General features: G+C 44.3%; 17 protein-coding genes. 4 read left to right on the top strand and 13 right to left on the bottom strand.

Features of this window, described 5'->3' with window-relative positions; translation table 11 throughout:
• Nucleotides 1-188 precede the first annotated feature (188 nt).
• From ABCM67_RS04920 to leuS, 5 genes are all read right to left on the bottom strand, one after another.
• Complete coding sequence (locus ABCM67_RS04920) at nt 189-392, bottom strand: hypothetical protein (protein ID WP_015525195.1); 204 nt, start codon at nt 390-392, stop codon at nt 189-191.
• A gap of 147 nt (nt 393-539) precedes the next feature.
• Entirely contained in the window at nt 540-1826 is a 1287-nt protein-coding gene (locus ABCM67_RS04925) for a chloride channel protein (RefSeq protein ID WP_022426493.1), read from the bottom strand.
• A gap of 87 nt (nt 1827-1913) precedes the next feature.
• Nucleotides 1914-2570: a VTT domain-containing protein gene (locus ABCM67_RS04930; protein WP_022426494.1), complete on the bottom strand. Its 657-nt coding sequence runs from the start codon at nt 2568-2570 to the stop codon at nt 1914-1916.
• A 91-nt stretch (nt 2571-2661) separates the two neighbouring features.
• Nucleotides 2662-4023 (bottom strand): radical SAM protein, encoded by a 1362-nt coding sequence (locus ABCM67_RS04935; protein ID WP_021652633.1) that lies wholly within the window; start codon nt 4021-4023, stop codon nt 2662-2664.
• 342 nt (nt 4024-4365) lie between these two features.
• Nucleotides 4366-6783 (bottom strand): leucine--tRNA ligase, encoded by a 2418-nt coding sequence (gene leuS, locus ABCM67_RS04940; protein WP_021652634.1) that lies wholly within the window; start codon nt 6781-6783, stop codon nt 4366-4368.
• Between the two features lie 253 nt (nt 6784-7036).
• On the opposite strand from leuS, the gene ABCM67_RS04945 reads away from it, so the two are divergent.
• Nucleotides 7037-8266, top strand: a complete 1230-nt coding sequence (locus tag ABCM67_RS04945) for a dicarboxylate/amino acid:cation symporter (RefSeq protein WP_342992592.1) — start codon at nt 7037-7039, stop codon at nt 8264-8266.
• A 217-nt stretch (nt 8267-8483) separates the two neighbouring features.
• On the opposite strand, the gene ABCM67_RS04950 is transcribed toward ABCM67_RS04945, so the two are convergent.
• The 6 genes from ABCM67_RS04950 to ABCM67_RS04975 form a co-directional block, all read right to left on the bottom strand.
• The gene (locus ABCM67_RS04950; RefSeq protein ID WP_022426496.1) at nt 8484-10475 is read right to left on the bottom strand and encodes a TIM-barrel domain-containing protein; all 1992 of its coding nucleotides are present in this window, start codon (nt 10473-10475) and stop codon (nt 8484-8486) included.
• 14 nt (nt 10476-10489) lie between these two features.
• A complete protein-coding gene (locus ABCM67_RS04955) occupies nt 10490-12166 on the bottom strand; it encodes an alpha-glucosidase (protein WP_022426497.1) in 1677 nt (558 codons plus the stop codon).
• A 219-nt stretch (nt 12167-12385) separates the two neighbouring features.
• Nucleotides 12386-13393 carry a LacI family DNA-binding transcriptional regulator gene (locus ABCM67_RS04960; RefSeq protein WP_147603492.1) on the bottom strand — a complete coding sequence of 336 codons (1008 nt, stop codon included), beginning with the start codon at nt 13391-13393 and terminating at the stop codon, nt 12386-12388.
• A complete protein-coding gene (locus tag ABCM67_RS04965) occupies nt 13390-13560 on the bottom strand; it encodes a hypothetical protein (protein WP_015525206.1) in 171 nt (56 codons plus the stop codon). Before ABCM67_RS04965 ends, ABCM67_RS04960 begins: the two co-directional genes overlap by 4 nt.
• 159 nt (nt 13561-13719) lie before the next feature.
• Entirely contained in the window at nt 13720-15810 is a 2091-nt protein-coding gene (locus ABCM67_RS04970; protein ID WP_022426499.1) for an elongation factor G, read from the bottom strand.
• A 149-nt stretch (nt 15811-15959) separates the two neighbouring features.
• Nucleotides 15960-16682, bottom strand: a complete 723-nt coding sequence (locus ABCM67_RS04975; RefSeq protein WP_015525208.1) for a phosphatase — start codon at nt 16680-16682, stop codon at nt 15960-15962.
• Nucleotides 16683-17087: 405 nt separating this feature from the next.
• Here ABCM67_RS04975 and ABCM67_RS04980 point away from each other — a divergent pair, with 405 nt between their 5' ends.
• The 3 genes from ABCM67_RS04980 to ABCM67_RS04990 all read left to right on the top strand — a co-directional run bounded on the left by ABCM67_RS04980 (nt 17088) and on the right by ABCM67_RS04990 (nt 20753).
• Entirely contained in the window at nt 17088-18179 is a 1092-nt protein-coding gene (locus ABCM67_RS04980; RefSeq protein WP_015525209.1) for a prephenate dehydrogenase, read from the top strand.
• A 71-nt stretch (nt 18180-18250) separates the two neighbouring features.
• Nucleotides 18251-19525, top strand: a complete 1275-nt coding sequence (gene aroA / locus ABCM67_RS04985; protein ID WP_022426500.1) for a 3-phosphoshikimate 1-carboxyvinyltransferase — start codon at nt 18251-18253, stop codon at nt 19523-19525.
• A gap of 241 nt (nt 19526-19766) precedes the next feature.
• Entirely contained in the window at nt 19767-20753 is a 987-nt protein-coding gene (locus ABCM67_RS04990; RefSeq protein ID WP_022426501.1) for a 2-hydroxyacid dehydrogenase, read from the top strand.
• Nucleotides 20754-20835: 82 nt separating this feature from the next.
• On the opposite strand, the gene ABCM67_RS04995 is transcribed toward ABCM67_RS04990, so the two are convergent.
• A complete protein-coding gene (locus ABCM67_RS04995) occupies nt 20836-21372 on the bottom strand; it encodes a ribonuclease domain-containing protein (protein WP_022426502.1) in 537 nt (178 codons plus the stop codon).
• 3 nt (nt 21373-21375) lie between these two features.
• Nucleotides 21376-22221, bottom strand: a complete 846-nt coding sequence (locus ABCM67_RS05000) for a deoxyribonuclease IV (protein ID WP_022426503.1) — start codon at nt 22219-22221, stop codon at nt 21376-21378.

Here is a 22221-nt window from a genome sequence, read left to right on the forward strand (position 1 = left end):
ACAGGTTCTGTCCTCGATAACTAATGACATATCTTATATCAGTTTTTTCTGTTTACACAAAACTTGAAACGCTCTCGCCATTTTGGCATAAAACGGGGCTGCCGCCCAGCAAAAATATTTGCTAATGCGACAGCCCCCATATCAGATTTCTTAATTCCATTACCGTAACGGTCACAGATATCCCTGTATTAATCTTCAAAACAGGTGATCACATAACGCTCACTTTCCATGATCACATCAGAAACATTGTCTCTGTCCCAGATCGCATCACTGATGATATCTTTCAGCTTATCATCCATAACGATATTAAAATTCTCCTCGATCACCTGAAACGGGACTCCCTCATTCTCCTGTGCATACTCCATGATAAAATCAAGAATCTTCTCTTCCATACCTTAAAATCTGCCTTTCTGTAAATACTAACGTTTAATATATTACATCAGATTTCCGCAGATGTCCAGATATTTTCCAGCCATGTCCATGCAGTATTCCATAAGATATTATGCCAGTATACACACCCCTTTACATTTCGTTCTATATCAGAATCTGGTATGTCGGTTCACATATTTTGCTTTATATTTGGAGTACACAATGGTCTGATCCTTGTAAAGGCCATAATATCCCGATGCTGCATAGCTGATAGATACTGCGATCAGATAGAAGGATACTCCCTTAAATCCAAACATTTCAAAAGCGATCAGGATCGAAGTAATCGGACAGTTGGTCACACCGCAGAAAACTGCTGCCATTCCGCAGGCTGCACAGATCGACGGAGAAATTCCCAGAAGATTACCCATCACACAGCCAAAGGTAGCTCCAATGCAGAAAGAAGGTACAATCTCTCCCCCGCGGAACCCTGCGCGCATAGTCAGTGCTGTAAGCACCATTTTCCAAAAAAAGGCGAAAGTATCCGCCTGTCCGTTTTCCACCGCTTTTTCAATAAGCTCCGCACCAGCGCCCATATATTCATCTGTTCTCAGAATAAAGGTGACAACAATGACCAGGCAGGCGCCCACTGCAACCCTGACATATTTATTCTTAAACCATCTGCCATAAAGTCCTGCTGCACCATTCAGCGCAATACAGAACATAATGCTGACAATTGCACAGCCCAGAGCGATCACTCCCATTTTCAGGCCAGTTTCCACAGTCAGTGCCGGAATATCCGTCACATGAAAACTTTCCGGTGTGACTCCCATTCCGGCTGCAAATCCGGAAGCGATCAATGACGCGATCATACACGGCATCAGTGCTGCATAATACATCACGCCCACACTGACCACTTCCAGCGCAAAAACTGCCGCTGCCATCGGTGTTCCAAACAGCGCGGAAAACGCCGCGCTCATGCCGCACATGACAATTACATGACGGTCCTCCTCGTCCAGATGGCTCCATCTTCCAAGCTGGTTGGCAATACTTCCTCCAAGCTGGATCGCTGCTCCCTCACGTCCCGCAGAACCACCGGTAAGATGAGTCAGCGCCGTTGTGATAAAGATCAGAGGCGCAGAAAGGATTGGCACATCATCTCTGGAACGCACGGTAGAAAGAACCTGATTGGTCCCTCCATCCTCTTTTCCAAGCTTCTCATACAAAAATACAATGACAAGTCCGGATAATGGCAGCAAAAGAAAAATCCATTCATGCGCCTTCCGGTAACTGGTCACTGCCTTCAACGTAAAAGAAAACAGTGTGCTGGCAGCACCTACGATACATCCTGTAATGACAGCAAGAACCAGCCACTTGATCAGATTTGAGATATCCCGGCTGATTCTTGCACTGTAATAATATAAATGTTCCTTTAATCTTTTGTTATGATCGATCCCCATGTTCCTTCCCTTCTTTTCTTTACTGTCTGCATTATACTAATTATACTACATTTTTCCTCTCAGTAAAAGCAGGAAGAGAAAGCCCTGTTATTTTTTCTTCCGTGAAATATGCCTGTGTATCAGGATCGAGAATACACTAATCATCACAAGAAGCACTGCGGAGAGCCAGAATGCCGGAGATCCGGGATTCTTGATATTTGCTCCAAATATCGTGGCTAGGATAACTCCCGGAAATGTTCCCAGCATCCCGCCCAGCATATATACTTCAAACGGGATCTTCACCGCGCCCAGAAACAGGCTCACTGCATCCCCGGGCAAAAAATTCAGCGTTCTCATAAAAAAAGAGATATACAGCGGATTTCCGTTCTGATAGTCCACCACTGTTTTCAGCTTCGGATATTTGGAAGTAAGATTCTCCACCATGGAAGAGCCGGAAAAACGTCCCATCCAGTAAGGAAGTGCCAATGTGACTGCTCTTCCCAGAAAGTTCACCAGAAGTGCTGTTCCTGTAGAAAACAGATGCCCTACAGCAAGCTGCAGGATCGCAATGGGGAATACAAAGGAAACACTTTTCACGGCATAAAACACAAGCATAAGCAATGCAGCCTTAACAGGTTCCTTCGGCGTATAGCGCAGAATCTTTTCCACAGACAGATCCTCTCTATAACGGATACAGAAAAGGAGAAGCACAAGAAGGAGCACCGCCGGCAGATATTTTCTGATGTTATCAATCATTTTTTTCATGGTCTGATCCCTCCGTTTTCAAAAAAAGAGCACCGGCACCTGTTTCCGGTACCGTGCTCTTTCATAAGTTCTGCTTTTTTAAGTTTCAGGATCAGCAGCCTTTCTTCGCTGCCTTTCTCTCCTGGTCTTCCTTCCACATTTCCTCTGCTACCGGCTTCCAGTTTTCAGCATACCGGTCACATTTCGCACAGAGATGCTCTGCACTCTCCGGTGACTGAAGATCTGTGGAATGTGCTCCGGATTTTTCTACCATTTCTCTCAGCTTCTGCGGATTTTCAAGCATCGGGCATGGACGGTACATATTGTCATTAAACGGCTGTCCGTCATGATATGCCATCATCATCGGAGACTGCAGTGCTTCCAGAAGTGTTTTCTCGCGGATATTGGAATCAGAATAATGGATAAACACACATGGATCGATATCGCCGTTTGCATTGATATGCAGATAGCGACGGCCGCCTGCAATACATCCTCCCACAAACTCTGCATCATTCTGGAAATCCATGGCAAACAACGGCTTTGTTGCACGGTATTTACGGATACGCTCATAGGTTTCTCTTCTCTGTGCAGGAGTAGGAAGCAGCTCCGGTGCTGCATCATTTCCAACCGGCATATAATGGAAATACCAGATAAAGTACGCTCCAAGATCGATCAGGCTGTCGTAAAATGCCTCTGATGTGATAGACTCGAAATTTGCACTCGTATAACATGCAGAGATACCAAATACAAGCTTCTTCTCTCTGAGAAGATTGATGGCCTTGATAACCTTCTGGTATACACCATTTCCTCTTCTGCCATCTGTTGCAGTCTCAAATCCTTCCAGTGAAATTGCAGGAACAAAGTTTCCTACCCGAAGCATATCATTTGCAAAATCCTCATCGATCAGTGTTGCATTTGTGAAGGAAAGGAAGATACAGTCATTATGTTTCTCGCAAAGACGGATCAGATCCTTTTTTCTTACAAGTGGCTCTCCGCCTGTGTAAATATACATATAAACGCCAAGCTCCTTACCCTGGCGGATGATGTCATCGATCTCATCGTAGGTGAGGTTCAGCTTGTTTCCATACTCTGCTGCCCAGCATCCTGTACAGTGCAGGTTACATGCACTTGTTGGGTCAAGAAGGATTGCCCACGGGATATTACAGCCATATTTCTCACGGCATTCATCCTGTTTCTTCCAGCCTGCAAGATTTGCATTGATAAAGAAGTTTGCAACCAGAGTTTTCATAACATGCGGATCAATATCAGTTACCAATCTATGAATAAACGGATAATACGGATGTTCCGGATTAGAAATGGCTGCGCGGATCATTGCTCTCTGTGTAGGAAATCCACCACCGGAAAATTTATCTGCCCAGTCCATGATCTTGATAAAATTCTTATCCGGATCTTTATAAACATAATTGAATGCCTGTTCAAGTCCGAATTTCTTAAGTGTGTTCATTGCGCTCATACTATCTCTCCTTATTTCTCTCAATGTAAATATGCAATCTAGCTAAACGGACATCTTCATTCCGTCACACTGCATTTCGAGTACCAAAGCTTTCTTACTATCTTTGCCTGACTCATGGTGTTACTGTACGTTTTTTCCATTTGAATAACAATAGACAATATAATTGGCATGACCAAAAACTAGGCAAATCTGTTAAAATGCCTAAATATTATTGGCATTTATTCTAAATAACATTCGTTATTTTTGTGCATACTTACTTCACGATGTTTATCCATATAAAAAACACCCTGGCAAAGGCAGAAATATCTTCCGCCCTGCTTCGGGTGTTTTTGATTTATCTTATTACTTTACTACGATATTGATGATCTTCTTCGGTACGTAAATCTCTTTGATGATATTTCCGGAAATCTTATCTGCAACTGCCTTCTTTCCTTCGGCAATCGCATCTTCTTTGGAGATTTCTGCCGGAATACTGATAACAGCCTTGGTCTTGCCGTTGATCTGAACCGGAACCTCGATCTCATCATCCTTCATAAGCTCCTCATCGTGAGCCGGCCACTGTGCATGGAAAATGGAATCCTCATGACCAAGCTTCTCCCAGATCTCCTCTGCAATATGAGGAACAAATGGCGCAAGAAGAATGGTAACTGTCTCGATGGTTTCTTTGTCAACAGCGCCGTCATTCTGTTTTGCGATAGCGATCAGCTTGTTTGTGTATTCCATAAATCCGGACACTACGGTATTCAGGCTGAAGGCCTCAAGTCTGCTGGTGATATCGTATACCATCTTATGACGGGTCTTCTCCATCTCTTTGGTAGCCGGGATATCTTTCTCAATGCTGTCAAGAGCCAGATTCCAGAAACGTTTCAGGAATCTGGATACACCATCGATTCCTCTGTCATCCCATTCTGCATCCAATTCCGGCGGTCCTACGAACAGCTCATACATACGTAAGGAATCACATCCGTAATCATTTACAAGATCATCCGGTGAAATAACATTTCCTTTGGATTTACTCATCTTGATTCCGTTTTTACCTGTGATCATACCCTGGTTGAACAGCTTGACAAACGGCTCATCGAAATCAATAGCTCCGATATCATACAGGAACTTGGTGTAGAATCTGGAGTACAGAAGATGAAGAACAGCATGCTCTACACCACCGATATACATATCTACCGGCAGATATTTATCAGCTTTCTCTTTGGAAACCAGTTCTTTATTATTCTTATTATCTACATAACGGAGGAAATACCAGGAAGATCCTGCCCACTGAGGCATGGTGTTTGTCTCACGTTTTGCAGGAGCACCACAGCATGGGCATGTGGTATTTACCCACTCGTCAATAGCTGCAAGCGGTGACTCTCCGGTTCCTGTCGGCTGGTAGCTTTCTACCTCCGGAAGTCTTAACGGAAGCTGATCCTCCGGTACCGGTACCGCACCGCATTTCGGGCAGTGTACGATCGGGATCGGCTCACCCCAGTAACGCTGACGGGAAAATACCCAATCTCTCAGTTTGTAGTTGACAGTCTTACGTCCGATACCCAGCTTCTCGATGATATGCGGTGCTTCCTTCTTCAGTACGGAAGATTCCATTCCGTTCCACTCACCGGAGTTGATCATGGTTCCGGAAGCCTCTGTGTAAGCTTCTGTCATATTCTGAATTTCTTTACCATCTTTTGCGATAACCTGGATGATCGGAATATCGAATTTCTTTGCGAACTCAAAGTCACGGTCATCATGAGCAGGTACACACATGATAGCACCTGTACCATAATCAGCAAGTACATAGTCAGAAAGCCAGATTGGAAGCTTCTCGCCGTTCAGCGGATTGATCGCATAAGTACCTGTGAACACACCGGTCTTCTCTTTATCCTGAAGACGGTCTACATTGGATTTCATGGAAGCATCAAAGATATATTTCTCTACAGCCTCTCTTGTCTCGTCTGTTGCAAGAGATTTTGCAAGAGCATGCTCCGGTGCAAGTACCATGAATGTTGCTCCATGAAGAGTATCCGGTCTTGTTGTATAGACCGTGATCTTCTCTTCTCTTCCCTCAACCGGGAAATCGACCTCTGCGCCGTAGGATTTGCCGATCCAGTCTGTCTGCATCTTTTTAACCTTCTCCGGCCAGTCCAGTTTATCCAGATCACTTAAAAGTCTGTCTGCATATTTTGTGATGCGGAGCATCCACTGACGGAGGTTTTTTTTGGTAACCGGAGTGCCACAACGCTCGCAGCATCCGTTTACAACCTCTTCATTTGCAAGACCTGTCTTACAGGAAGGGCACCAGTTGATCGGGAACTCCTTCTCATATGCAAGCCCCTCTTTGAACATTTTTACAAAGATCCACTGTGTCCATTTATAGAATTCCGGATCTGTTGTGTTAACCTCCATATCCCAGTCATAGATCGCTGCGATATCGTTGATCTGACGTTTGATATTTTTGATGTTTGCTGCTGTAGATACTGCCGGATGAACACCCATCTTGATGGCATAGTTCTCAGCCGGGAGACCAAAAGCGTCCCATCCCATCGGATGGATCAGGTAATAACCCTGGAGCATTTTATAGCGGCTCCATACATCAGAGATCACATAGCCTCTCCAGTGTCCTACATGAAGACCGTTTCCGGACGGATACGGGAACATATCCAGACAGTAGTATTTCGGTTTCTTGCCATCATTGACATTTACCGGCTTTTTCTCCCAGTTTGTGCGCCATTTCGCTTCGATGGCTCTATGGTTATAAGGTGCAGCCATTTTTTTATTCCTCCTGACAAATTACTCAGTATTAATACTTTAATGCTTTCACACACTGCTATTAATTTTAACTACTTATGATGTATTTGTCAAACAAAAATCCAAAAACAGCCTTTTTCCATCAAAATATACATGAACCTGCAATCCTGGCCTGGTTTAGTTGACGCTTCTTTTTTCACATGATATAATTTCCTGCATGTATTTTCCTATATTATACATACCATACATATTTATCTTAGGAGGGAACGCATAAATGAAATCTTTTTATTCCTGGTACCGGAAGCATATTACCGGTGCGATCTTTACAGGACTGATCCTGGGTATCCTCACAGGACTTTTCCTGGCCGGACGGTTTGAACCTGTCCTCACTGTGACCAGTCTGATCGGAAGTATCTACATGAACGCCCTGAACATGATGATCTTTCCCATGGTCTTCTGTTCCATTGTCATTGGAATCTGTTCCATCGGAAACGCACGTACTACCGGCAAGATCACTGCAGCATCCATGATCTATTTTCTCTGCACAACGGCACTTGCCAGCCTGTGCGGACTGATCATCCCGAGACTGATCCATCTCGGAAAGGGAGTCAAATTTGAGATGGCAACAGCCGATATCCAGGCTACAGAAATGAGCAGTATCCTTGACACCCTGAAAAACCTGATCCCTTCCAACCCGATCGCCGCATTTGCTGACGGAAACATGCTCCAGGTTCTGGTGTTTGCCCTGATCATCGGTTTCACACTGATCGCAGTCGGTGAAAAAGGAACTCCATTCCTGAATCTGATTGATTCCATTAATGAAGTATGCATGAAGATCATCACAACCATCATGTACTTTACACCCATCGGTGTTTTCTGTACCATCGTACCGGTTGTGGAAGCCAACGGAACTGAAACGATCATTTCCCTTGCAACACAGCTTGTCATTCTGTATGTGGCATTCTTTGGCTTCGCTATTGTAGTGTACGGTTTCTCTGTAAAGCTGATCGGCAAACAGAGTCCGCTGAAATTCCTGAAAGCGATCCTGCCAGCAGCACTGAACGCCTTCGGAACCTGCTCAAGCTCCGCAACCATTCCATTAAGCAAGCAGTGTATGGAAGAAGAAATGGGCGTATCCAACCAGATCACCAGCATCGCCATTCCTCTTGGTGCTACCGTTAATATGGATGCTGTATCTATCCTGATGTCCTTTATGATCATGTTCTTTGCAAACGCCTGCGGGATCCATGTAAGTATTCCTCTTATGATCATTATCCTTCTTGCAAACGTACTGCTTTCCGTTGGTACTCCAGGTGTTCCCGGTGGTGCTATCGCATCTTTCGCAGCACTGGCAACTATGGCCGGACTTCCTGCCGGAGTTCTTGGTGTTTATATCAGCATCAATACCCTCTGTGATATGGGCGCCACCTGTGTCAATGTTATCGGTGACATGGCATGCTGCTCTGTACTGAAAAATGTTATCAGGATTGAGGAAGAAGCATAAACAAATCTTTCTGAAGTGTTATTTAAACAGAATGCGAATTACTTTACATAAAAAATTTTATGTAAAGCAGTAATAGCAAAAGCCGTAAGATATATGTTTAAGAAACTTTCACATATACTTACGGCTTTTCTGTTTATCAACTGTTCACATCCTGTATTCTTTATACTGTTTAACGTAAATGATGTAACACAGAAATTTATATTTCATTTTGCTGACTTTATTTTTTCAGAACACGGTAATTTTCTTCTCTATCGTAATCCTTATGGACCCCATCGTCCTCATATAAGGTATACTCCGCACCTTCATATCCGAGAAGCTGCATATTTTTTGTATCCAGAGCTGCCACACATTCCGCTGCTTCTGCAACCGGAATACATTTTCCCTTCCGGATAAACAACGGAATCTCATTCAGTGCCACCTCTACATAATGAACACCCTTTTCAAGGATCTCCTCTGCAATGGTTCCATCCGGAAGGAATTTCACAAACTTCATCTCCTCCGGAAGATATACATAACGGCCTCTTGCGTTCTGTTCATAAACCGGAGCGATCATGATCTCATTTCCAAGAAGCAGCTGGTCTTCCACATGTACAGCAATCTTATCCTCCGGATAAACAAAGCCCAACGGCCGGAAATACATATCATCGTTCAGAGCCGCCTTCATATATTCACTGTAAAGATATGGAATAAGACGATATCTTACACCGATCACATGACGGAAATCTTCCACATTTTCAAACTGGTAGCATTCCTGCTCTCTGGTACCGATCGCTGTATGATCACGCATCAGCGGTGTGAATACTCCAAGTGCCAGGAAACGAAGCAGCAGTTCTCTTGTTGTATCAGCGCCAAATCCACCCAGATCTGCTCCTGCATACAGGAAACCACACATATTCAGAGATGGCATCATCTTCAGGTTCAAAAGGATATGAGCCCACCAGGATTTATTATCGCCGGTCCAGATCCCACCATAACGATGCATACCAATATAGGATGATCTGGAGAACATCAGAAAACGTTTTTCCGGATCGATCCGTTCAAAAGCCTCCCCTGCTGCTCTGGTCATATTGTAGCCAAACAGGTTATGGACTTTGTCATGGCGGATCTTTCTGCCATCCACATTATGGTAAAATCTCCGATAATCTTCCGGATTGTTTGCAACATTGCGAAGTGCACTCTGCATCTTCCAGATATGGATCTTTCCTTCCGTATCTTTTGCAAATTCTCCTGCAAGCTCTTTGACCTCTTTCATTCCCTCTGTGGAATAGAAGATCGCTGGCTCATTCATATCGTTCCAGAAACCGTCGATTCCCTTCTCGATCAGGAAACGGTATTTGTCACCGAACCATTTTCTGGCATCTTTGTTCAATACATCCGGAAAATGAGTATCCCCCGGCCATACAGCAGCTACAAAATCACTGCCGTCCTCTCTCTGGCAGAAGTAGCGGTTTTTAACACCCTCCTCATAAACATCGTATCCCGGCTCTACCTTGACGCCGGCATCGATGATCGGGATCAGACGGATATCCTGATCCTTCAGTTCCTTTACAAATTCCGGAAAATCCTGAAAATTCTCTTCACTTAATGTAAAGTCCTTATAAGACTGCATATAATCAATATCCATATAGATCATATCAATAGGAATATGATTTTCACGATATCCAGCTGCAACCTTCCGGAAATCCTCTTTTGTAGTATAGCCCCATCTGCTCTGGCCAAATCCAAAGGCAAATTTCGGCGGGATATAGCTTCTTCCGATCACATGACGGAACTGCTTTACAATATCATAGGGACTCTCCCCTTCAATCACATAAAGCTTCAGGTCTGCATTTTCGCAGGTTACCTTCATGGTATCCATTCTGGTATAGCCAATGTCAAAGGTGATCGCTGCCGGATAGTCAAAAAACATTCCAAAGGTTTCTTTTCCGGACACAATGATAAGATTATGTGCACCGTACAGGGAATGTTTATCCTCTGTATGCTCCGGATCATCGGTACAGTTACTGGTGTAAATGAATCCTCTCTTGTTGATACCGCGGTTGGATTCTCCCAATCCGTAGACGATATCCTCTTCATCCATGATATAAGTAAAAGAAAATCCATCTTCTGCACAGATTTCTCCATATCCTGGCTTTCCTTCTGCTGTCTCAATGTTTTCTGTCAGTGCCTCAGTCTCAAAGGGCTCTCCATATACATATTTTTTTATCATTTTTCCCTCTCCTGTTACAGATTTCTGTAAAGAACAAATGCCTCATAAGGTTTCAGGACCACTTTCTTTCCAAAATCCTTTCTTCCAAGATTTGTGATCAGACATTCTGCATTTTTCTGAAATTCTTCCGGAATTTCCATTTCTGCCACATGCTCACTGAAATTGCAGACTGTGAGAAGCTTCTCTCCCTCAAGAGTTCTGGTATATGCAAAAATCTGATCATGATCTCTGTAAAGTGCCTCAAAAACACCGTAAACGATCACTGGTTTTTCTTTTCTTAAACGGATCAGCTTCTGATAATAATGGAAAATAGAATTCGGATCTGAAAGCTGCTGCTTCGCATTGATCTCCTTATAATTAGAGTTTACCCTGATCCATGGCGTTCCCTCCGTAAAGCCGGCCTGATGAGAATCCTCCCACTGCATTGGTGTTCTGGCATTGTCACGTCCTCTCAGCATCAGGCACTTCATCATATATTCCGGTGTATAAATACCTGCTTCTGTATATTCATGGAAATACTGAATACTCTCGATATCACGATAATCCTTAAGCTCTGTAAAATAAGCATTGGTCATTCCAAGCTCTTCTCCCTGATAAACATAAGGAGTTCCCTGCATCATATGAAGACAGGTTGCCAGCATCTTGGCTGAAGTTTCCCTGTATGCCGGATTATCATTTCCAAATCTGGAAACACTTCTTGGCTGGTCATGATTTCCAAGAAACAGACTGTTCCATGCTTTTCCCGCAAGCTCTTCCTGCCATTTGATCATAACCTTTTTAAATTCCTGGAAATCGTATTTCTCGGTAGTCCATTTACCATGGTCTGATCCCTGGCCCTCTACATGCTCAAACTGAAACACCATGTTCAGCTCATTTCTGTCCTCACCTGCATATTTCTGTGCCTCTTCGATAGTCACACCGGAGGTTTCTCCAACTGTCATCACATCGTATCGGGATAAAACCTCTCTGTTCATTTCCTGAAGAAACTCATGGATCCTCGGGCCATGGACGCAGTAAGGACCAAAATCACCGTATAATCCTCCATTCATTTCTCCATCCGGATATGACTGATCCTTGGAGATCATGCTGATCACGTCCATTCGGAAACCGTCGATTCCTTTTTCACACCAGAAATTCATCATATCGTAAACTTCCTGACGAACCTTTTCATTTTCCCAGTTCAGATCCGGCTGTTTTCTTGAAAACAGGTGAAGATAATACATCTCTGTCTGAGGATCATACTCCCATGCAGGTCCTCCGAACGCACTTCCCCAGTTATTCGGTTCTTTTCCATTCACCGGCTCTCTCCAGATATAGTAATCCCTGTAAGGATTATCTTTGGATTTCCTGCTTTCAATAAACCAGTTGTGTTCATCGGAAGTATGGTTTACGACCAGATCCATGAGGATCTTAATGCCCCGTTTATGCGCTTCTTCAAGAAGCTTTTCATAATCCTCCATGGTTCCATATTCTTTATAGATCCTGCGGTAATCGGAAATATCATAGCCATTGTCATCCTGCGGAGATTCCAGCATGGGTGAGATCCAGAGAACATTTACTCCCAGTTCTTTCAGATAGTCCAGTTTTTCTATGATCCCGGGAATATCACCAATTCCGTCTCCGTTGCTGTCCTTAAAACTTCTCGGGTAGATCTGATATACCACGCTTTCTTTCCACCAGTTTTTTTTCATGGTAAATTGCCTCCTTTTTCTGTTGATTCTGAAATCAGCATATCCTATCCCACCTTTAAAATCAATAAGTTTCTCGTGAAACTTAAATTACTGCCAAACTTTTCTGTTTTTTTTATGCAGTTTTAACAATAAAGCACTACTGGCCTCTAAAAATAATTTCCAACCGTATTTCGATGATGTGCCAGGAAAAGTCATCACAACATAAAAAAAGAGATCCTGCTACTCTTTTACAGAATCTCTCTTTACAAGCCAGACAGGGCTTTTTACATTTTTTTCGGCAGGTTCCTTTCCCTCTGCCATAAGAAGCAGCTTCCGCAAGGCCAGAACTGCTTTCTGATGAACATCCTGATGAATGGTGGTCAGCTTTGGCCTGACGATCTGCGCATAAAAATTATCATCAAAGCCGGTAATGGAAATCTGATCCGGAATCCGAATTCCCCTGTCTGTAAAAAAATTGATGGCCTCCACAGCTGTGTAATCCGAAGAAAATGCCAGAGCCTTTGTCTCCAGAAAATGAGGCAGCAGCTCTTCATATTTTTTCAGTCTGCGCCGGGGTTCCTGGGGAACCACCACATAGCAGGAGCGGCTGCAGAAGCCGCCATTTTTTTCCATAGCCTGTTTGAATCCAAGCCATCTGGCATAATCACTGTCCTGCTCTGTTTCCGCAACAAAAAGTGCCCGGTGGTATCCACAGGAATGCAGATATTCCCCAATCTGATATCCGCCGGAATAATCATCCACTCCTACATTCTGAAAGCTATATCCACCCTTCGGATAGGCATCGATCAATACCATTTTTTTATTCAGCTTTCTGGAAAGCTGATGATACTGTTCTTCATTATACCCTATAATGATAAGACCCTCTACATTCCAACGGGATGCCATATCTACCACATTATCGATCCGTTCACCGCCAATGAGCATAATATAATAGCCTCTGTTTTCTGCTTCGACCTGCAGCGTTCCGGTGATCTCTCCCACAAAAGAATCCTGCAGAGACTGCATACCATGAATGAAGGAAAAACCAAGAACCACTCCAATGATCCTTGAGCCGTGTCCGGATAGCATCACAGATCCCATGTGGGGAACATAATTCTGCTCCTTCAGAATCGCCGTGATCCGGTCAATGGTGCTCTGTGAAACCCGTTTTGTATTTCCATTGATCACATTGGATACGGTTGTACGACTGACACCTGCCATATCCGCGATATCCTGCAGCCTTATCATTTCATTGAATACTGCATCAGCTCATAATGAAGCTCACAGCCCTCATAGATTTCTGCCGGAAGTAATGCTCTGGCAACTACTTTCAGTTCCTCCTCCGGCTGATCCACACGCTTCAAATGTGCATAATCTCCGTCAATCTGTTCCACGATATAATCACATACTAACATTTTTTGTCCTCTCTCTTTTCTTTTTTGCTCATACTTCAATAACCTGTATGAGCGCAATTCGTTTTTCTGACTGCTTATTCACGAACGCATCTAAAAACAGGCTACAGCAAATGCTGCAGCCTGTCAACTCTTTATTCTGCCCTCAAAAAATATCTCTGTTTATTCGTCAGCACTGTCAACCTTGCTTGCGCGTGCCGCGATCTCTTTCTCCTGGATATCATTAGGAGCCTGCTCATAGCGTGCAAATTCATAGGAGAAATCTCCGCTTCCACCGGTCATGGAACGAAGGACAGTGGAATAACCATAGATTTCAAGAAGCGGAACATCTGCCTCAATGATGGTATTTCCTTCGTGGTCCGGATTCATTCCGAGAACACGACCACGTCTCTTGTTCAGATCTCCCATAACATCACCGGTATATTTATCCGGAACTGTAACCTTCATGGAGATGATCGGCTCAAGAAGTACAGGAGACGCTTCCATAAAGCCCTTCTTGAAGGCAAGGATAGTTGCCATCTTAAATGCCATCTCAGAAGAATCTACCGGATGATAAGATCCATCGTAAAGGGTTGCCTTCACACCAACAACCGGATATGCAGCCAGAGGTCCCTTGAGAACACATTCCTGAAGTCCCTTCTCAACAGCCGGGAAGTAGTTCTTCGGAACTGCACCACCTACAACTACCTGCTCAAATACATAAGGTGTCTCCAGATCGCCAGATGGCTCAAAGCGCATCTTAACGTGGCCATACTGTCCGTGTCCGCCGGACTGTTTCTTATGTTTGCCTTCTACATCTGAATTCTTACGGAGTGTTTCACGGAACGGAACCTTCGGTTTGGAAAGCTCCACATCCACTTTATAGCGCTCCTTCAGCTTGCTGACAACGATATCAAGATGCTGATCACCCATACCGTAGATCAGGCTCTGACGGTTTGCACTGTCATTGACAACCTTCAGTGTTCTGTCCTCTGTCATCATCTTGGCAAGGGACTGTGCGATCTTATCCTCGTCGCCCTTTTTCACTGCCTTAAATCTCTTATATGTATATGGTGTGGAAAGTATAGCCTTTGGATAAAGGATTGGATTCGCCTTGGTTGCAAGGCTGTCACCGGTCTGTACACTGCCAAGCTTGGCAATGGCACCGATATCCCCTGCAAAAAGCTCCGGAACTTCGATCGGTTTGGAACCTTCCATGACATAAAGCTTGTTTACACGCTCCTCTGTTCCTTTCTCTACATTAAGAAGTGTATCATCGGATTTCAGCACACCGGAGCATACCTTGATCAGAGAATATTTACCAAGGAACGGATCCGCGATAGTCTTAAATACATAGGCGGATTTTGCCTTGGCAAAGTCATAATTGGCCTCAAAGATCTCGTTAGTCTTCTGTGCGATACCATTGCAGGAACGTCCGCTTGGGCTTGGGAAGTAACCGCAGATATCATCCAGAAGGTTAGATACACCGCGAAGGTTCACCGGTGATCCCATGCATACCGGAACAATACTTCCATCCTGTACATTGGTTGCAATAGCGGCGGAAACCTCCGCTACGGAGAAGGTATCTCCCTCGAAATAACGGTCCATAAATTCTTCGCTTGTCTCTGCAACAGACTCCATCAGAGTTTCATGATATTTCTCAAGATATTCTGTCAGATAATCCGGAACCGGGCATTCTTCCTTGCCGGCCTTATCAATATATCTTCTTCCTGCCTGCTTCACAACATTGACATAACCTACAAACTTACCATCCTCACGGATCGGGAAATGAAGGGGAGCGATCCTCTTGCCGTACAGCTCTGTCAGCTCTTCCACGACCTCACGATAGCTGACATCATCCACGTCCATATCTGTAACAAAGATCATTCGCGGAAGTTTATATTTCTCGCAGAGATTCCATGCCTTCTGTGTTCCAACCTGAACACCGGCCTTACCGGAAACAACGATGATCGCTGCATCTGCGGCACTGACTGCCTCCTCAACTTCTCCCACAAAATCGAAGTATCCGGGAGTATCCAGTACATTTACCTTCATCTTATCCCATGGTACCGGGATCAGAGAAGTTGTGATGGAAAAATGTCTCTTTATTTCTTCCTTGTCATAATCGCTGACAGTATTGCCATCCTCAACACGTCCGAGTCTGCTTGTCATACCTGCCAGATAAGCCATTGCCTCAGCCAGCGTTGTTTTGCCTGCGCCACCATGACCTAATAGGACTACATTTCTGATTCGGTCTGTTCTGAAAACGTCCATATGTAATACCTCCCTGTTTGTCTTACTTAATATGTTCACATTTTACTAAATTTCCATGCAAATTTCAAGTATTTTATTCAATTTTGACAACTTTTTTTCAGAAAGTTTTTCGTATTACCGTCAATTAATACAGAACAGTCGTCTATCTTTCAGAATTTCCGGTTTACATACTTTTTCACGGCATCCACAGAACGGTTCAGTACCAGCTCTTCCGGAAAATCCAGTTTAGTCAGAAGGTCTCTGGCAAGATCAAATTCCCCGATCAGAAGATCAAAATGGGCATCACTGTCCATAACCACAGGTACCCGATATTTTTTGCAGTATTCCAGCATGATGGTATCATTCTCTACTGCATTCTCACGGTTACAGTCAGGGTCCATGGAGTGATTGTTCAGCTCCAGGACTTTACCGTATTCTCTGGCGCCCTGTACAAGCGCCTCATAGTCAACCTCGTATCTTCCGTCATCCGGATGTCCGATGATATTGACACACGGATTCTTCATAGCATTAAGATAGGCCTCCGTATTCTCCTGTCTGCTGCCTGGTCTGATGCATGGAACATGAAGACTTGCAATGACCACGTCCAGCTTCTCCAGGGTTTTCTGCTCAAGATCTACCGTTCCCGCCGCATCCAGGATATTTACCTCCGAACCCAGAAGCAGCTGGATCCCGTACATTTCACGGGGTACTACCTTTATATTCTGGAAATAAAACTTATGACAGGTTCCGGGCATTTTCGGTGCATGCTCTGTGATTCCCAGGAGTTCAAGACCTTTATCGGAAGCAGCCCTGGCCATCTCGCGAAGTGTGCAGTATGCATGTCCGCTGGCTACGGTATGTGTGTGAAGATCCATAACTGACTGATATTTCATGATAAATTCTCCTCTGTATCTTATATTGTTTTTTTCTTATTATATTATACGTCCGAAATCTCCGATTTCTCAAGCCTTTTTCTATTGTTACTGTTCACTCCGTTCTCAGCAACACGCTTCGCGATGCACAGAATTTATGCTGATCACATAAATTCGCGCGGTATGTCTCGGGTTTTCCGTGACCTTCGCTCACAAAAAACACCTCGCGGAATATTACCAATGAACAGTAACTTTCTATTACTCTTCCCTGTTCGCAAAACATTACCGGTAAACAGCTACAAAAATGGCCTTCCTGTTTCCGCTAACATTTGTTGACATTTTTCACACTTTCTTTTACAATATAGTCGTGATTTACACTATTAAAGAATAAAAGTAAAAAGTAACCTGAAAGGACTCTGAAGTACTATGAAAACCATAGGTTTTATCGGCCTTGGACTGATCGGCGGCTCCATTGCCAGAACCATCCGAAAATTTCACCCGGATTATCGCCTGCTTGCCTTTGACAAAGACAGAAGTGCTCTGGCAGAGGCAGTCAGTTTAAACGTGATCAACGGGATCTGTGATATTGACGATGAGCAGTTATATAACTGTGATTATCTTTTTCTCTGTGCACCTGTAGAATTTAATGTGGAATACATGGAAAAGATCAAAGATTCTCTTGGAAAGAACTGTATCCTCACAGATGTAGGCAGTGTAAAAAGTGTTATCCACGAAAAAGTAACCGAGCTCGGACTTGAAGGACGCTTCATCGGCGGTCATCCTATGGCAGGCTCCGAACGCAGCGGTTTTTCCAATTCCAGTGATCATCTTCTGGAAAATGCTTATTATATCATCACTCCAGGAGGAGAAGTTGCTTTGGAAAAGATTTCTGATTTCACAGAACTGATCTCCTCTCTTGGTGCGATCCCCCTTGTTATCACTGCAGAAGAACATGATTTCATCACGGCAGGAGTCAGCCACCTTCCTCATATCGTAGCCTCCGCTCTTGTAAATCTTGTAAATCTTCTGGATAACGACGCCCAGTATATGAAAATGATCGCAGCCGGCGGTTTCCGTGATATCACACGTATTGCCTCTTCTTCACCGGTTATGTGGGAACAGATCTGTCTGGAAAATCAGAAAAACATTTCCACGGTTCTGGATGAATTTATCCGTATGCTGATCCAGATCCGCTGTTCCATTGACAACAAAGAAGCTGACAACATCTTTGACATGTTTGCAAGCTCCAAGGATTACCGTGACTCCATTGACATTGTAGACAACAGCCTGATCCCCCGCTCCTATGTCCTTTATATCGATGTGGCAGATGAGGCCGGTGCCATTGCAACCATCGCAACCATCCTTGCAACAGAAAAGGTCAGCATCAAAAATATCGGTATTATCCACAACCGAGAATTTGAAGATGGCGTTCTGAAGATCGAATTTTATACAGACGCAGCTCTGGAGCAGGCTAAAGTGCTTCTTACAAAACGTAATTACAAGATCTGCGAACGCTGATATATAAACGGCAGCAGATATCCGATCTGCTGCCATGTATTTCAAAAATAACAATACAGGCAGGTACTAATATGGAAATCAAAAAAGCAAAAAAATTATCCGGCTCTCTTGCCATTCCCGGAGATAAATCCATTTCTCACAGAGCTGTCATGTTCGGCTCTCTTGCAGAAGGCACTACCAAAATCACAAATTTTCTGGAGGGTGCAGACTGTCTCTCCACTATTTCCTGTTTCCGGAAAATGGGTATTAACATTGAAAATACAGAAGGAGAGATCCTGGTCCACGGAAAAGGTCTCCATGGTCTCAGTGCTCCGTCAGAGACTCTTGACGTCGGTAACAGCGGTACCACCACCCGCCTCATCTCCGGGATCCTTGCAGGACAGGACTTTGTATCAGAGCTTACCGGCGATGCTTCCATCCAGAAACGCCCTATGAAACGGATCATGACTCCGCTTTCCCAAATGGGTGCCGATATCATAAGTCTCAACGGAAACGGATGTGCACCGCTTAAGATCTCCGGAAAAAAGCTCCATGCCATCCACTACAATTCTCCGGTAGCATCTGCCCAGGTAAAATCCTGCGTACTTCTTGCCGGAATGTACTCTGACGGCATTACCCGTGTAACAGAACCGGTCCTTTCCAGAAATCACACGGAGATCATGCTGAATTACTTTGGTGCCAATGTAACCGCAGAGGGAACAACAGCATCTATCAAACCGGACCCATCTCTTTACGGACGTGAGATCCTGGTTCCGGGAGATATCTCTTCTGCAGCTTATTTTATCGCAGCAGGTCTTCTTGTTCCCAACAGTGAGATCCTTCTGAAAAATGTGGGGATCAACCCGACCCGTGACGGCATCCTCCGTGTATGCAGGGCCATGGGAGCAGATATCACTCTTCTCAATGAAACCACAGAGGGCGAACCTACTGCCGATCTTCTGATCCGCTCCTCTGCGCTTCACGGGACCACAATAGAAGGCGCGATCATTCCTACTCTGATCGATGAACTTCCGATGATCGCCGTTATGGCAGCTTTTGCAGAAGGAACCACTGTTATCCGGGATGCACAGGAGCTTCGTGTCAAAGAGTCCGACCGCATCCAGGTTATGACGGAAAATCTTCGGAAAATGGGCGCAGAGATCCAGGAAACCGAAGATGGCATGATCATTCATGGTGGAAAAGCCCTTCATGGCGCAGAGATCGATTCTCATCTGGATCACCGTGTAGCCATGTCTTTTGCAGTAGCAGGACTGCTTTGTGAAAGAACACTTTCCATCAAAAATGGAGAATGTGTCAACATCTCCTATCCGGAATTCTATTCTGATCTTTATAGTCTGGCTGAATAATTATCTCATATCCAGACAGAGAGCATTTTCATGTATCACAACATCTGTTCCATCAGATGACAGTGCATAAAATGCTCTCTTTTTTTTGTATTTCGTATAATTTTTATTTATTATGGATATCATAATTCCAAAACAAAACCATTTTTTTGATAAATTTTATCGCTTTCCCCACTTTCCAAATTCCTACTATTATGGTATTATTTTTTCGGAAAATAATTATTTCCAGAGAGGAGCAACAATTATGAAAATTTTGTTTTATGACACCAAGAGCTACGATAGAGAATTTTTTGAGAAGCTGCTTCCGTCCTATCCTGGTATTGAAGTTAAATTCATTGAAGCAAATATCCATGAAGAAACCGCAGCTCTTGCCCACGGCTACGATGCCATCTGTGCATTTGTAAATGCAGACCTTGGCGCACCGGTCATTGAAGAGCTTCACCGCCAGGGTGTAAAACTGATCCTGATGCGCTGTGCCGGATACAATAATGTTGATCTGGAAACTACAGCAAAATGCGGGATCCAGGTGGCACGTGTTCCCGGTTATTCTCCGGAAGCAGTTGCCGAACACGCCATGGCACTGGCACTTACCGCCAACCGGCACACCCACAAGGCATATATCAAATGCCGTGAAAATAACTTTGCACTGAACGGTCTCATGGGCGTTAACTTTTATCAGAAAACTGCCGGCATCATCGGCACCGGAAAAATCGGTCAGGCAATGGCAAAAATCTGTCGCGGCTTTGGCATGAAGGTAATTGCTTATGATCTTTTCCCTAATAAAAATCTTGACTTTCTGGAGTATGTTTCACTGGATGAACTTCTTTCCACCAGTGATCTGATCAGTCTGCACTGTCCGATGACTCCGGAAACAGAGCATCTGATCAACTCCGAAACGATTGCAAAAATGAAAGATGGTGTGATCCTTGTAAATACCTCCAGAGGTGGACTGATCAAAACCGATGATTTGATCGCAGGTATCCGTGATCACAAATTCTTCGCCGTTGGTCTGGATGTTTACGAAGAAGAATCCGCATATGTATATGAAGACATGTCAAGCAGCATTCTTCCTACTTCCACGATCCAGCGTCTTCTGTCCTTCCCAAATGTGACCATGACCTCACATCAGGGATTCTTTACGGTAGAAGCACTGACCAATATTGCGGAGACAACCCTGGAAAACGCAAAAACTTTTATGGATGGAGCTGAAATGAAAAATCTGGTCCACTGATCAGTCTCAGACCTGACATGCAAAATCCCCCGGATACTGATCGTTTATCTGTATCCGGGGGTCTTATTTTGTTCTTTTGATTTTAATAGATCTCGTCAAAAGACTGTCCGTCATCGTCTGTGTAATAAATGCGCTTTGCATCCTGAGTGAAGATCAGCTTCTGTTTCCCTGCATCATCAAGGCTGCACTGCTGATAGGTGACGCCATCCTCTACCGGAAGCATACTGTCTGCATTATCATAGTCTGCAGCAGTCAGATTGGAAGGTACATGGCCATACTCATAAATGTACTGGGCCACTTCATCTTTATCTGTATAGGTGCCATTTTCATCCAGTTTCTTTTCGCTCTGTGAGTCTGCTGCATCCGATGAAGCGGACCCATCTGTGTCTCCTGATCCTGCAGCATTTTCAGAATCCTGCAGCTGCTCCAGGTCACTTTCATCAGCTACTGCCATCTCATCGTCACCATTCTGGTCCATGGCCTCCACTTCATCCTCACTCAGAGGTTCCAGGTCATCCTGAAAAGCAGATTCGTCGTATTTTTCCTTATCTTTGCATCCTCCCAGCATCATCGCTGCCACCCCGGCAAGCACCAGGATAAAATATCTGAACTTTTTCATGGATCAATCTCCTTTCATGAAATATCGTTCTCGTAAAAGTGCAATTTCTCTTTTCCATCCTTCATCATCATTTGGTGTCTCCAGAATAAAGGGAATTCCCTCAAGAGCCGGATGGCACACCACATTCACAAGTGCATCCAGGCCGATCTGACCTTCGCCGATCTTTGCATGACGATCCTTATGACTGCCCAGTCCGTTTATACTGTCGTTAAGATGAACAGCCTTCAATCTGGAAAGGCCGATCACCCGGTCAAACTCATCAAGAACACCATCCAGATCATGGACAATATCATAACCGCCATCCCATACATGACAGGTATCCAGGCAGACACCCAGTTTATTATTTTTTTCCACCCTGTCAATGATATCACGAAGCTCCTGAAACGTTGCTCCTACTTCTGAACCCTTGCCAGACATAGTTTCCAGAAGGACGGTCGTACTCTGTTCTTCTGTAAGGACATCATTGAGGATTTCCGCGATTTTGGCAATTCCCGTCTCAGTTCCCTGTCCTACATGACTGCCCGGGTGAAAATTATAATAATTTCCCGGTGTATATTCCATACGTTTCAGATCATCTGCCATAATCTCTCTTGCAAAATCTCGCAGATTTTCTTTTGCGGCACAGGCATTCATAGTATACGGTGCATGGGCCACCAGCTTTCCAAAATGATTTTCCCCGGAAAGCTCCAGAAATCTTTCCACATCTGCGGGATCGATCTCTTTTGCCTTGCCGCCTCTGGGGTTGCGGGTAAAAAAAGCGAACGTATTTCCGCCGTTTTTCAGCATCTGACGCCCCATGGCAGCATAGCCTTTGGACGAACTTGTATGATTTCCGATATATAATACCAT

The sequence above is a fragment of the Blautia sp. 2227st1_G12_2227SCRN_220401 genome (assembly GCF_039062885.1).
GTDB lineage: Bacteria > Bacillota > Clostridia > Lachnospirales > Lachnospiraceae > Blautia_A > Blautia_A fusiformis.

Bases quoted from the DNA above. Each gene is read 5' to 3' on its own strand.
- ABCM67_RS04920 (WP_015525195.1), bottom strand. From the start codon at position 392: ATGGAAGAGAAGATTCTTGATTTTATCATGGAGTATGCACAGGAGAAT.
- ABCM67_RS04925 (WP_022426493.1), bottom strand. From the start codon at position 1,826: ATGGGGATCGATCATAACAAAAGATTAAAGGAACATTTATATTATTAC.
- ABCM67_RS04930 (WP_022426494.1), bottom strand. From the start codon at position 2,570: ATGAAAAAAATGATTGATAACATCAGAAAATATCTGCCGGCGGTGCTC.
- ABCM67_RS04935 (WP_021652633.1), bottom strand. From the start codon at position 4,023: ATGAGCGCAATGAACACACTTAAGAAATTCGGACTTGAACAGGCATTC.
- leuS (WP_021652634.1), bottom strand. From the start codon at position 6,783: ATGGCTGCACCTTATAACCATAGAGCCATCGAAGCGAAATGGCGCACA.
- ABCM67_RS04945 (WP_342992592.1), top strand. From the start codon at position 7,037: ATGAAATCTTTTTATTCCTGGTACCGGAAGCATATTACCGGTGCGATC.
- ABCM67_RS04950 (WP_022426496.1), bottom strand. From the start codon at position 10,475: ATGATAAAAAAATATGTATATGGAGAGCCCTTTGAGACTGAGGCACTG.
- ABCM67_RS04955 (WP_022426497.1), bottom strand. From the start codon at position 12,166: ATGAAAAAAAACTGGTGGAAAGAAAGCGTGGTATATCAGATCTACCCG.
- ABCM67_RS04960 (WP_147603492.1), bottom strand. From the start codon at position 13,393: ATGATAAGGCTGCAGGATATCGCGGATATGGCAGGTGTCAGTCGTACA.
- ABCM67_RS04965 (WP_015525206.1), bottom strand. From the start codon at position 13,560: ATGTTAGTATGTGATTATATCGTGGAACAGATTGACGGAGATTATGCA.
- ABCM67_RS04970 (WP_022426499.1), bottom strand. From the start codon at position 15,810: ATGGACGTTTTCAGAACAGACCGAATCAGAAATGTAGTCCTATTAGGT.
- ABCM67_RS04975 (WP_015525208.1), bottom strand. From the start codon at position 16,682: ATGAAATATCAGTCAGTTATGGATCTTCACACACATACCGTAGCCAGC.
- ABCM67_RS04980 (WP_015525209.1), top strand. From the start codon at position 17,088: ATGAAAACCATAGGTTTTATCGGCCTTGGACTGATCGGCGGCTCCATT.
- aroA (WP_022426500.1), top strand. From the start codon at position 18,251: ATGGAAATCAAAAAAGCAAAAAAATTATCCGGCTCTCTTGCCATTCCC.
- ABCM67_RS04990 (WP_022426501.1), top strand. From the start codon at position 19,767: ATGAAAATTTTGTTTTATGACACCAAGAGCTACGATAGAGAATTTTTT.
- ABCM67_RS04995 (WP_022426502.1), bottom strand. From the start codon at position 21,372: ATGAAAAAGTTCAGATATTTTATCCTGGTGCTTGCCGGGGTGGCAGCG.
- ABCM67_RS05000 (WP_022426503.1), bottom strand. From the start codon at position 22,221: ATGGTATTATATATCGGAAATCATACAAGTTCGTCCAAAGGCTATGCT.